The 13060-nt window shown below is 55.1% G+C and carries 7 protein-coding genes; 3 read left to right on the forward strand and 4 right to left on the reverse strand.

The window, feature by feature from the left end; genetic code table 11:
* Positions 1–18 precede the first annotated feature (18 nt).
* From hpsA to H6G52_RS08605, 3 genes are all read right to left on the reverse strand, one after another.
* Positions 19–5211 (reverse strand): hormogonium polysaccharide biosynthesis protein HpsA, encoded by a 5193-nt coding sequence (gene hpsA / locus H6G52_RS08595; RefSeq protein WP_190527737.1) that lies wholly within the window; start codon positions 5209–5211, stop codon positions 19–21.
* A 472-nt stretch (positions 5212–5683) separates the two neighbouring features.
* Positions 5684–7036 (reverse strand): aminopeptidase P N-terminal domain-containing protein, encoded by a 1353-nt coding sequence (locus tag H6G52_RS08600; protein WP_190527895.1) that lies wholly within the window; start codon positions 7034–7036, stop codon positions 5684–5686.
* 307 nt (positions 7037–7343) lie between these two features.
* Positions 7344–8741, reverse strand: coding sequence for a TldD/PmbA family protein (locus H6G52_RS08605; protein WP_190527739.1), 1398 nt, complete (start codon positions 8739–8741; stop codon positions 7344–7346).
* A 301-nt stretch (positions 8742–9042) separates the two neighbouring features.
* Here H6G52_RS08605 and H6G52_RS08610 point away from each other — a divergent pair, with 301 nt between their 5' ends.
* The 3 genes from H6G52_RS08610 (at position 9043) to H6G52_RS08620 (ending at position 11240) form a co-directional block, all read left to right on the forward strand.
* Positions 9043–9471, forward strand: a complete 429-nt coding sequence (locus H6G52_RS08610; RefSeq protein WP_099533944.1) for a hypothetical protein — start codon at positions 9043–9045, stop codon at positions 9469–9471.
* Positions 9437–10306 (forward strand): ion transporter, encoded by an 870-nt coding sequence (locus H6G52_RS08615; protein ID WP_242026283.1) that lies wholly within the window; start codon positions 9437–9439, stop codon positions 10304–10306. The genes H6G52_RS08610 and H6G52_RS08615 overlap by 35 nt, the downstream gene beginning before the upstream one ends.
* 112 nt (positions 10307–10418) lie before the next feature.
* On the forward strand, positions 10419–11240 hold the full coding sequence (locus H6G52_RS08620; protein ID WP_190527741.1) for an HAD family hydrolase: 822 nt from the start codon (positions 10419–10421) through the stop codon (positions 11238–11240).
* 202 nt (positions 11241–11442) lie between these two features.
* Here the strand turns inward: H6G52_RS08620 and H6G52_RS08625 are convergent, their stop codons facing one another.
* A complete protein-coding gene (locus tag H6G52_RS08625) occupies positions 11443–12969 on the reverse strand; it encodes a pitrilysin family protein (protein WP_190527743.1) in 1527 nt (508 codons plus the stop codon).
* Between the last annotated feature and the right edge of the window lie 91 nt (positions 12970–13060).

Here is a 13060-nt window from a genome sequence, read left to right on the forward strand (position 1 = left end):
GTTCATCGGGACAGATTATCAGCAACCATCAGGGGTGGTCTCAATTGAACGTCGTAAAGCACAGATGTAGGGATCACCGGCTTCCGGTTCGTTATAGAACTCACTGCGCGTATTCCCGATCGTAATAAAGCGACTGGAAATGGGGCCCACTGGAGCATATTGCAATCCCACATCGTAGCCCCAACGTCGTCTTGGGGTTTGGTAGTAGGGAATATCATCCTGACCGCCGACTGGGCGCTGATTGATTTCCCAAGCATCGTGCTCATAGGGGCCCGTTGAGGACGTGCGGAAGTTTAGCTGCAAGAAGGCTCCTGAAATGGTTTGAGACTGGCTGGAGCTACTGCCTCCCCAGTTTTCCAGCATGGGGAGGAAGTTATGGAAACCGCCATAGCTCTGGTTTTCTCGGCTGGAGCCAATGCCGCTAATAAAGATGGCATTCGCCTCAGTTGTGCTCGCACCGGGCAACACACCATTTGCGCCACGACCATAGCGTTGGCCCAAGGGAACTGTTTGGTAGTTGCCGGTGTAGGGATTGGGTCGTCCAAACTCTGGACGGGCAGCGTCTTCATTGATTCGCTGTAGGGGCTTGCCAGTGTAATCCACTGCCACAGAGCTGGTGAAGTCAAACCGATCTTCATGCCACCAATCCAACACTAAGTCCCGTTCCTGAGCAGACATCTCTAGGGGACGGTTTTGGGCATAGAACGAAGTGGTAGGAGAAGAAAGCGAGCCAACCCGCTGGCAACCATACCAATCTGCAAGTTTGGGCGAGGCATTGAGGAAGGTATCTCGAACACTGCCGTCGCAGAAGTTACTAGAGACCAACGTGATCGAGTCTGCTAGCAATTCCACAGGTCGCCATGTATCTACCCCAAGACGTGCAAATTGAGTATTCAGATCATCCTGAGGACTGCGACTACCACGGGAGTAGAAGTTGCCGTAGTTGTCGCGATTAAGAAGGGTCTTGAATTCTTCAACCATGACACCGCTTACTCGGTGCAGGTTGAAGTCACCTTTCACAAACAAGGGGTTGTCTGTAATGAAGGACATCCCGGCAATGTTGGACTTCTCATCCCCGCCACCTTCGCGCCTTACTAAAGCACCGTTGATCAATCGGAACCCATGGGGTCGTCGATCGGGATCGGCATAGTAGTCCACGGGCTTAGGACTAATGCCGGTCACGTCGCTGATCGGCGGATCTTGCCCCAAGGGATTGCTGCGACCGATGCTCATGCGAGCACTTTCGGTGTCTAGGTTATAGCTTGACCAGGTGGTAGAGGGCGATCGCTCGATCGCGTCTTCCCGAGTATTGTCCTCCCGGAATGCATAGACGATGCCACCTGCCTCGTTCTTCTTCAGGTTGCCAAAGGTCAACCACAGATCTCCGAGGGCAGATGGGGCGTAGGTTTTTTGCCGCAGCATGTCGATGTCGATATCCAGCACCCGCTCCACGAGGCGCTCTCGCCCGTCCATCAAGGCTGCATCCTTGAAGGCAACCCGGTGATACTCGATCGCCTTGTCTGCTTTGGCCCCATCGTTGTCCACTGCCACAAACAACATCTGGGAGCAGTTAGGAGCTGAATTGGTGCAACTACCCGTTGGCGTGAGATTGTCGTCCACAGGTAGCAGCCAATCGGCCACTTTCCGAGGCTTGATAATGATTGACTCCAGATCCTTATCACTCAGCACCTGGAAATTACCCTGAGCAACCGTCAGATAGGGATCGAAATACAGCTTGTCGTAAGGCGCATAGAACGGATCCGTCGCCCTGGGTTGGGCATGATCCACCTCCACAGACAGGGTGGCAGTGCCCACTTCCAAGTCGGGGATCAGCGTTTTATCTCCATCCGCATCGTGAGCGATGAAGTCTTCAGACAGGGGCCGCGGGAGCAGATAGTACAGCGCAGGATATTTGGGTTCCACGGGGCAGAGAGTACCTGCCAGGTGCAAGAACCGCTTTTCTTCCGCAACCGTTCCAGGAACTCCGTAGCCGAAGTAGTTATTTCCCGTTGTCTTGCTGAAATCGCAACCAAACTCATAGGTTTTGGCTTGCTCATACACCCGGCCGCCAAAAGCATAGCCGACGGTTAATGATCCGGAGGGCGGCGTGGGGGTCAGGTCATTTTGGACGGTGTAGCTGTAGTGATGTTTGGCGGTTTCCGCAGGGATGCTGCCAGCGGTGTTTTTGACCCGGCCGAAGTGGGTGGCAAAGCCAAAGGTGCGATCGCGCTGGATTTGCTCTCGGAGTGCAATTAACCTGGCCCATTGTTGCAACTCAGTGGGTTTCAGGGGGTTACTGTCCAAACGGTTGAGGGCCGCTCCGCTCGTGCTCTTATCTGCCAAGGCCGCCACATAGGCTTCCGGAGGAACCAGTGGTGTCACCAAATCAGTGGAAGCCGTGGTCGCCGCGAACGGATTCTCACCAGGTTTCAGGGCCGGATCCGCAGCTGGAATCCGCTTCAGCAGGGGCGGACTAGCCAGGGGTTGACCGCCCTGGGTTTTGAGGCTAGCCAACTGCACTTCCACAAAATCTGCACCCTCCTGATTACGGCTATTGAAGTCAGAGGGACTGCGCAGCCCGGAGTTTCCTGGATAAACCCGCACAGAGAAGGGCCCCGTGGTGTCTCCGGGGCGAAAAATGTCAACCCGTCCCAACTTGCGGTCATTGGCGCTGTCGGTGCGTGCTCCCGAGAGCCAATCCGCACGGGAGGGGTCTTCCTTTTTATTCCAGGCTGGATCGTTGTCCCCAATTTTGCCGAGGGCTTCCGCCAGCTTATCGAGAACGGTGGTTTGGAAGTCCGGATCGCTGTAGTCGATCGCATCCAAATAGGCAATGTTGTAAGCCAACATTCCAGTACTCAAAGCCGCAGTCTGCTGGGTGGTCGCATCAGCCGGACTGTTGTTGGTGTCATAGAGGGCCCGACGCAAATTACTAAAGTCGCCCCACTTCACCAACTGCGGGAGCGGGTGAGTTTTGCCTGCTTCCTGCTTGGCGGGAAATGCACCATCTTTGTCCCCTGCAAAGGTCGCCAGGTTTTCCAAAGCTTTCCGCAAGGTCGCGTTTAAGTTGACCGGGGTGCTGGTGGGGCCAGTGCTAACACTGACCAGCTCATTGAGCCGATCCACATCCATTTCCCAACCGTTCGTGCCGCGGCCATGGAAAAAGTCGATCGCAAGTTCCTCTGATTCGTCTCCAAAGCGCTCCCCAAAGGCTGTCCATTCCGGTTTGGTCTTGACACCAGCCGTGACAGGGAGTTTCTCAAAGGTTGCCGACTGTTTCAGGGTGTCGGGAGTCCCCGGGTGAACAGTACTCGTCAAGGCAGCCACCGGCTTTACCCCTTGCCCAACACCCTTGTGAAAAAGCAACGTGCCTTGAACGGCGGCCGGATTATCTTTATAGCTACGACGCTGTAAGGCCTGAAGCGGCGTTGCTGCATCAAATTCATCCGCTTGAGAGGGATAGCCCAGAGGATTTTCCAGGGGATTTTCCAGCTCTAGGCGCTGACTGGTGATGATTCGAGTCCCCTCATTGATGGCGCGACGTTCCCAATAGCCATCTGCTCCCACTTCTGCCGGTTGTTCCGTGTTGGTGTTGCGGGTTAAGCGGTCACGTTGACTGTCAGTAATGTTGTCACCCACCTTCTTGGTGCCGGGTATCCTCAATTCTGAGGTTCGACCGTAGGTTGGCCGAGGGCCATAGCGATTGTCGGCCCGATAGAAGTCGTCTAGGTAAGGTTTAGGAACAGCCTGTCCGCTGAATCTGGTTGAATATTCCGCTCCCTCAGCCGTGTTCCAGCCATCAGCGCGTACCTTGCCCGATCTGCGCCGAACACTGGCATCTTGGGTGTAGAGCAAGAGTGGGTCTAAGGCGAGATCGATCGCTTTCCCTCCAAAGTTCACGGAATCCGTTTCGGTCGTGAAATTGAGATTGCCTGGGGTCACACGGCCGCTAGTTTCTCGATAGTCGATCGAGACCCTTGGATTACCTCCAAAGTTGCTGCGGGGGCCCGAAACAGCACTGGAAATTAGATCTCCTTTGAAGTTTTTGCAAATTCCCTCGCCAGTGTAGTTTTTGCAGGTTTCTACTGAAGCATTGCCTTCAGGATTTTCCGGCGAGGCGCTAATGCTGGAAGCTTCGGGATCCTGGTAGAGGCAAGATGAAGGGGCGCTCACCCAGAATAGGCGCGTCGGGTTGTTAGCCCCAGCCAAAAACATCGAGCCTTCCGTGTGCATCGCACCATTCCAGTTGAAGGCAGCACCTGAAAACAGCTCCAGATCATTACGGAACCAAGCTCCCCATTTATTGCCTTTTTCCACAATCCGGTCTTGCTGGAATTCAAGGGTTGCAATGGTGTTGGTTCCAGCCCCTGACCGAGCAGTATTGCGCTTTGGAATTACAACAGCATCCACCTGGAAGTTCTTCCGAAGGGTAGATGTTTTCTTTTGGTCTTGATACCAGCCCGCTTCAATAGGAGGCAGAATTTCGGCACTCAGACGACCCGCGAGGTTACAAGGACTTTCGTCCGATTCCTGTTGAATCAAAGGCCCCGTACGAGTTCGCAGCGCTGCAACCCGCTCTTGCAGGGCAGCCTTGCTCATATTAAACTCTAGCCTTCCCGAAGAGTTGGGAGACGGTGTATTGAAGATTAGAGAATATGCAACGTCTGCATCTTCTTCCCCGTCCCCGTTTGTATCGACTGGAAATTTCCAAGCTGGATCCGGTTGTCCGTCCCCGTTCATGTCAATTTGTTGCTCACCGGGAAAGGTGTAGGACTGGTTACGGGCGGGGTTAAATACTTCATCGAATGAGCTACTACCGGTTAAGTTTTTGTTCAGCAACATACTGAGCAAATACTTCTCGGAGGGTGCGCCGTTGGATGTTAGGCGAGGGTCTTGGGTAAAGAGTTTTTCAAGTTTGGCTTTGGCGCGATCGATTGCGGGGGTGGCGGCGTTGTAGATCACCTTTTGGGCCCGATCGGCTGCGACTTGATCCGTGCGGTTGAGGGTGCGCAACGACAGGGCAGTAATCGTGAGGGCCACCACCACCAGCAACAGGGCCGTGGTTGGCAACACGAAGCCCGCTTGCGATCGCAGCCGTCGCCAATAGGGATTAGAAGCCAGAATTTGGGGTCGATCGCCCGATCGCCCTCGACGATGCAACAGTCGCTGGAACTGCGCGATCGTTCGTCCCAATTGGAACGAAATAGCCAAAACTAGCCGCCGCAGGATCATCATATTGGCTCTACCAACTTGGCCTGAGAGTTCTTGAAAAACTGACCCGAAACACACCCATTACAGCAAAGGGCGGGGCGTTGGAGAGTGACCGTCAATCTCAGAACGGTTTCTCGCTACCCCAACATGACTCACTGTCCCTAGACCGGCGGCGCTCCGAATCGGTTCCATCCCAACCACGCCAGGTGGCTGTGGTTGAACCGCCCAAAAATTATCGGCTTGCAGCCTTGAAGTGTCGCGCTTCAGGGGAGCAACCAAACCGGAGCATCGCCTAGGGCTTGAGGGAAGATCTAAGCACTTAGCCCAAACGTACCCATCCGCGATTCTGGATCGATCGGGAAATCAGAAGTTTTTCTTAATTCTTTACATCTTAGGGCTTGACAGATTCCAAGTCGAACGGGCCGGCTACCTCACTGGAGCGATCAGCCCGTCCAGCCTGATTGGCTCCCGCCTAGCCATTGCCCCAAGTCAGATCAGCAACCTGTTTAGGCACAGCGGCCGTCAGCACGTCATGGCCACCCTCGGTCACCAATACATCATCCTCAATCCGAATCCCAATGCCGCGCCACTGTTCCGGCACTTCCGGTTGAGCGGGCCAATCATCGTCCTCGCCGGGCTGCTTCGGTTCGATGTCCGGGGCAATGTAGAGGCCTGGCTCCACCGTCAGCACCTGGCCCGGCTGGAGATAGCAGGGATCATCACCATAGGTATAGACCCCCACGTCATGCACATCTAAGCCCAACCAATGACTGGTGCGGTGGGGATAGAAGGGGCGATAGAGTTCTTTTTCAATAATTTGTTCTACGCTGCCGACCATCAGCCCTAAGTCTAGTAGCCCTTCAACCAGAACTTTCAGGGCCGCGTCATGGACGTTGCTGTAGGGATCACCAGGTTTGACCGCTGTGATCGCCGCCATCTGGGCCGCCAACACTAGCTCGTAGAGGGTTTGTTGCTCGGGGCTGAAGCGGCCATTCACCGGAAAGGTGCGGGTGATGTCGCTGTTGTAGTAGCCGTAGGCGCAACCGGCATCGATCAGCAACAGATCGCCATCTTGCAGTTGGCAGTTGTTTTCCACGTAATGCAAGATGCAGGCGTTTTCCCCGGCAGCGACGATCGCCGGGTAAGCCGGCCCCCAACCACCACGCGATCGACAAAGCCGATCGAGTTCCGCTTGCACCTCATATTCCCAAACGCCGGGCCGGGCCATCTCCATAGCCCGCTGGTGGGCCTCAGCGGCGATGTCCACCGCTTGGCGCATAGCCGCCAGTTCCAACGGGGACTTGATGTTTCGCAGTTGGTGCAGGCGGGCGATCGGGTCTTCGAGGGCTACCGGGCCGCGCCCTTTGCGGAAATAGCTCCGGCGCTGCTGTTTCCACAGATCCAGAATCTGCGCATCGAACTGGGGATCATGACCCAGACTGTAAAAGATGCGATCGCCCGTTTGCAGGTATTGCGGCAGCTTGGCGGTTAACTCTTCGATCGGGTAAACCACGTCTGCCCCGATCGCCTCTTTGGCCGCTTCCACCCCCAGCCGCCGACCCGACCAAGTTTCCGCCAGCCGATCCTTAGGACGCACAAATAAGATGAATTGATGTTCCTCATGGTTAGGGGCCAGCACTGCTACGGCCGCTGGTTCATCAAACCCCGTCACGTAATAAAAATCGCTGTCCTGGCGGTAGTTATATTCCACATCGTTGTGCATCACCGCGTGGGGCGCACTGCGGAAAATGGCCACCCCGGAGCCGATTTTTTCCAGCAACCGGGCCCGGCGCGATCGATATTCCTCTGCCCAACCGGGAGCCATGTAACCCGTGGGCGATCCGCTGCTAACCCTTGCTGTGGCGACCATCGGCGATTGCATCCTTAAGCGATTCCTAACTCAAGCCAAAACTGATAGGCAGTGGTGGCACGACAAATCTAAAACGTTCAATCAGGTTTGGAGAGCCGTTTTGGCAACCCAAAGGCCTTGGAACCGTCGCCAAATCCCCAAAATCCTGATGTTGCCGTTGAGAGACCGTGAGCAGCAAGGGGCTTAAGCCCCTTGTCTACGATGTGATCGAGGCATGAAAAATCAGCCGCTTCAGCCTGCCTCTAGGCGATAACGACAGCCCCTAGGCCGCTTCACCACCCACAACCACATTGCGAATCCGCAGGCTGGGGCCACCGCAACCAACCGGTAATCCACTTTGGCCGCCCTTGCCGCAACCGCCGGACTCATCCCAATAGAAGTCGTCCCCGATCGCCTCAATGTCCGCCAGGGTCTTGAAGGCATTGCCCGACAGGGTGACATCCCGCACCGGCTCGGTCAATTCGCCGTTGCGCACCATCCAAGCCTCGCCGGCCGTGAAGGTGAACATTTCGCCGTTGGTCATGCCGCCCAACCAGTTGCGCGCATAAACCCCCTCTTCGATCCCGGCGATCAACTCTGCGGCCGGGGTTTCGCCGCGTTCGATCCAAGTGTTGGTCATTCGGACGATCGGGGCGTAGTGATAGTTCAAGCAGCGGGCATTCCCCGTGGGTTGTTCCTCCAGTCGGCCTGCCGTTTCCCGGGAATGGAGCCGCCCGGTCAACACGCCGTTGGTGATCAGTTGGGTGGTGCTGGCCGGTGTGCCCTCGTCATCGTAGGCATAGCTGCCCCGATGGCCCGCAGGTGCAGCGCCATCAAAAATCTGCAGATTTTCGGGGCCAAAGCGGCGACCCAGGCTCATGGTTTCCAGCAAATCGGGATTTTCGTAGGCCATATCGGCTTCGGACAAATGCCCAAACGCCTCATGCACAAACAACCCCGTCAAGATTGGGTCAATTACCACCGTATAGGTTCCGGCCTTCACCGAAGGGAGCGACAGGGCATCCACCGCCCGCCGGGCCGCCCCGCGCACCTGGTCATCTAATTGAGTCAGGTCTTCATAGCCGTTGCGGGAGCCGGTGGTTTCCCGGCCCGTTTGCACCGTTTCGCCATTGCGGGCCGTGGCCGCAAACCGCATCTCCATATCCACCCAGGATTGCTCCAGCATTGTGCCTTCGGAGGTGGCTAGCAAGGTGCGTTGGGTGCTGTCGCCGTAGCGCACCATCGTGGTGGCAATGCGACCATCAACGGCGCGCAAAATTTCTGCATAGTGGTCGCAGAGGGCCTTTTTGTCCGAGAGGGACACCTGCCGGGGATCAGTGCCGGCCAAGGGCAGGGTGCAGGTGGCCTGAACCGGCGCGACCGAAGCCAGGAGGGTTTCATCATCCCCCACCAGATGGGCCGCCGCGATCGCCTCTTCCAATCGTTCCAGAAGGGTATCCAGTCGGTTAAAGCTGGCAAAGCCCCAACCGCCCTTGTGGCAAGCCCGCACTTGCCCCCCGATCGCCACGCTTTCGCTGAGGGTTTCCAGGCGACCCCCACGCAGCAGAATATCGGTTCCCTGAGATTCTTCGAGGCGGATGGCCAAAAAGTCCACCCGATCGCGGTAGCGGGCGATCGCCTCAGTCAGTCGGTTACGAGCATCGGTCAGCCAGTCAGTCATAACGCGGTTGCGGTTGCGGATTCAGTTCGCTGGAACGCTTGCGAGCACTCACTTTGGGCAGTGGCTTCTATTATGGCTTGGCTGGGGCCTTCCGGGCCGGAACCGGGCCCGATCGCCCAAAGCTTGCCCAAAGGTGGCTTGGTTGCCCGCTGGCGGCCAGTCAATTGCCCGCCAATTGCACGCAAGTTGCACTATTGTCGATCCTACGGCTTGGGTTATGTTGCTGGCTTTCAGTTCCCATGGCTCCCCCAGGCTGCCAACTCCTTAAATTCCACCCCAGATTTAAATTCCACCCCCGATCATGAATTCCGTTGAACGTTTGATTGTGATGGCCGAAGACGAACTCACTGAGTTCAGCACCGATGCCCGCAAGGTCGAAAAGTTGCGCCGCAAAATTGGTCTGACCCTCTCGGTTACCGAACAACGCCAAGCCAAGGAGCAATTAAAAGCAGAGTTGGCTGAAGGGGGACAATTGGCGGAGTTTGTGGAAAAACAGCGCCAGTCGATCGCCCTGCCCTTTTGGGGGGTGACGGGTCTTGGGTTGCTGATTGGTGTGTCCATGGAACAGCCGGCCGCCTTTGTGTTTGTGATTGCCGGAACCTTGGCCGCCTGGACGGTGCAAAAGTGGGGATGGCGTTTGCAAGCCAAGCGGTTGATTTTGAACACCCTTGAGGACTTGACCAAAGGCGGTGGGAATGGCGGAAATAGTGATTCCGCCGCCGCCAACTAGCCCCATGACGGCAGTAGAAGCAGGGCGATCGCGCACTCCCGTTCAACAGCGAGTGATCGCAGTTCTGGATGATTTGGAAACGCCCCTGAGCCGTTGGGTTAACGGGGCCATTGCCGTTTCAATTCTGTTGTCGGCCGTGACCTTCGTGATTGAAACCTTCACAATTGATGATCAATTGCGGATGGTTTTGACCGTAGGCAACCGCATGTTAGCCGGGGTGTTTGCGGTGGAATATGCCCTGCGGCTGTGGTGCGCAGAACAGAAGTGGCGTTATGTTTTCAGTCCTTACGCGATCATTGATGCGATCGCGATCGCGCCGCTGCTGATTGGGTTTTGGGATGTGCGGTTTTTGCGGTTGTTGCGGTGGTTTCGAGTGTTGCGCCTGGTGCGCTTTCTCGATCGCCGCTACCTTCCCCAATGGCTGGCGGCGGACGATCGCCTGATTATCACTCGTATTTTGTTTACTCTTTTTTCCATTGTTTTTATTTATTCTGGCTTGATTTATCAGGTTGAACATCCCAAAAATCCTACCGTCATTGAAAATTTCCTAGATGCCTTTTATTTTGCGGTGGTGACCATGACCACCGTGGGCTATGGCGATATTACACCCGTTTCCAAGGTGGGAAAATTGGTCACTGTTTTGATGATTTTGTCAGGAATTGCCATTATTCCTTGGCAAATTAGTGACTTGATCAAGAGCTTTGTGAACACCAACGATAAAATTCGGAATGCTTGCGATCGCTGCGGCCTGATTTTTCATGACCCAGATGCCAGCTATTGCCGTCGTTGTGGAGCAGCTTTGCCCAGTTCTGCTGATGATATTGCTGATTTATAAATCACGATCTCTTGGTATTAATTCAAATAGTCTTGCTTTCATTACCATTAAGCCCATCAACCCCAGATTTTCAGTTTAGTCTTGCCCCAGTTAGCATTAAGCCAATCAACCTATGATCTCTAGTTCTGAACCCATCCTGTCACCCGATTTATTAGCTTTGGACTTTGATGGGGTGCTCTGTGATGGACTGTTGGAATATTTTGAAATTGCTCGCAAAACCCATCAGGAACTGTGGCAATTCGCTGACCCGATCGCCCCAGAGCTAGCGGAATCGTTTTATCGGCTCCGGCCCGTAATCGAAACAGGTTGGGAAATGCCCGTTTTAATTCAAGCCTTGGTGGATGGGCATTCAATCGCGGACATTCAATCCCATTGGAGATCGATTGCAGAGACCATTGTGCAACGCGATCAATTAACAGCGGCCCAACTTTCACAACAATTAGACAGCAACCGCGATCGATGGATTCGGGAAGATTTGGACGGCTGGTTGGCGTTGCATCGCTTTTTTCCAGGGGTGATTGAGCAATTAAAAACCTGGCTTAATCCAGCTAATGCCTACTCTTCTTTAGAGGTTGTGATTATTACCACCAAGGAAGAGCGGTTTGTGCGGCAACTGCTCGATCGGGCAGGGGTTCATCATCAATCCTTGGCAATCTTTGGCAAGGCAACCCGGCAACCGAAAGCCAGCACCTTAAAGCAGTGGATTGGGCAAAAGTCTAATATTTGGTTTGTGGAAGATATGCTGCCAACCCTGAATAAAGTGATCCAAGAGCCGGCCTTGGATCAAGTGGAATTATTCCTAGCCAATTGGGGCTATAACACCGAGGGCGATCGCGCCCAGGCAACCCAGAGTGATCGGATTCATTGCCTCAGCCTTGAGCAATTTGCCCAACCGTTTTCCCAATGGTTAACCGCAACCAATGCAGCTCGTTAACTCTCAGAAAGTTCTGAAGAACCAAACCTGAGCGATCGAACTTGAGCAATCAAACTTGATACGTTACCAACTCAAGGCAGCCTAACCAAACAAGGGGCTTAAGCCCCTTGCCCCTGTGGTACTAAATAGGTCAAGAATTGCGGCCAGATCGACCTAACCAGACAAGGGGCTTAAGCCCCTTGTCCCTGCGGTACTAAATAGGTCAAGAATTGCGGCCAGTTGGTACACCGGGAATTGCGACATCCAAAGCGGTTACCGGCTGTCCTAATTGATTGAGTGGTGGCTGAATTGACTTCTGATTTCCCACCACCAAGGTCACCAATTGATCAGGTTTTAGATAAGTCTGTGCTGCCCGCTGCACATCCTCAATGGTGGTAGCTTGAACGGCTTTTTGGTAGCGGAAAATAAAATCAGAAGGATAGCCGTAGTAATCGTAGGTCATCAATCGGCCGAGGGTTTGAGACGGGTCAGCAAAGTTGAAAATGAAGGAATTGAGGGCTGATTCCTTGGCAAAATTCAACTCTTGATTACTAATTGGTTGGCTACGAACTTTGGCAATTTCTGCCTTTAAGCCTTGAATTAGGGGCACAGTTCCTTCGGAGCGAGTTTGGCCACCGGCTTGGAAAGTGCCAGGAAAGTCATAATTCGGACTCCAGTAGCCATAGACCGAGTAAGCAAGACCCTGGCGCGATCGCAGTTCGTTAAACAGGCGACCCCCAAAGCCATTCAGCACATCATTGAGGACGGCCATGGCGGGGTAATCGGTGTTGCTGACGAGGCCGCCCAGGTGACCCAGAACAACGGAGCTTTGGGTGAGCTGGGGCCGATCGACCACAAACACGCCGCTGGTCTGCACTTGGCTGACGGCGGGTAGCGGATTTTCACGGTTGGGGCCCGGCTGCCAGTCGCCCAGGCGGGCTTCGATCAGGCGGCGCATGGCTGTGCGATCGAAGTCCCCGGAAATGCCCAAGATGATGTTCTGGGGAACGAAATAGCGCCGATAGAACGACTCCACGGCCGGGCGATCGATCCGATCGAGCGTGGCATATTCCACCGTGCGGGCGTAGGGGCTGTTGGCTCCGTAGAGCAATTTGTCAAATTCACGGCTGGCGATGCTGTCGGGGTCGTCGTTGCGCCGGGCAATGTTCCCCCGCAGTTGGGTTTTGGCGAGGGCAATTTTTTCCGGGGCAAAGGCGGGCGATCGCAACACTTCCGTGAACCAGCCGAAGACCGATTCCAGATCCTCGCTGAGGGCGCTGAAGCTGACACTACCGGAAGCAATGCCAATGCCGGACTCGATCGAGGCGGCCCGGTCTTCCAGGAGTTGATCCAACGTGGCGGCATCATGCTGCTGAGTACCCCCCGATCGCAACACATCTCCCACCACGTCGGCCAAGCCGGCCAGGTCTTCCGGTTCCCACCGGGATCCCGTCCGCACAATGGCCCGGCCCCCAACCAAGGGCAGTTCATGGTCTTCCACCAGATAGACCGTCAGGCCGTTGGGCAATTGGAAGCGATCGTAATCCGGCAGCTTCACCTCCGGCGGCGGCGGTAATTGCAACTCCGTGTAGTGCCTGGGGGTATCAGCCACGGCCGGCTGTCGCACTCCCAACACCAACACCCCCACCAAAAGGGCAATGGCTAGCCAGCGCCAACGCCGATCACGCCGAGGCTGGGCTGCGAACTGGTGCGGGGAACGGCGCGCTCCGATCGAACGAAAAACCTTCATGGCTACTCTGTACCCTCAATGAACCTTGCGCCTTGCGTTTTGTTCTCGATTCTGGATCTTGAATTCTGGATCTTGAATTCTGGATCCTGGA

This window comes from Limnothrix sp. FACHB-881 (assembly GCF_014698135.1).
In the GTDB taxonomy this organism is placed as follows: domain Bacteria; phylum Cyanobacteriota; class Cyanobacteriia; order CACIAM-69d; family CACIAM-69d; genus CACIAM-69d.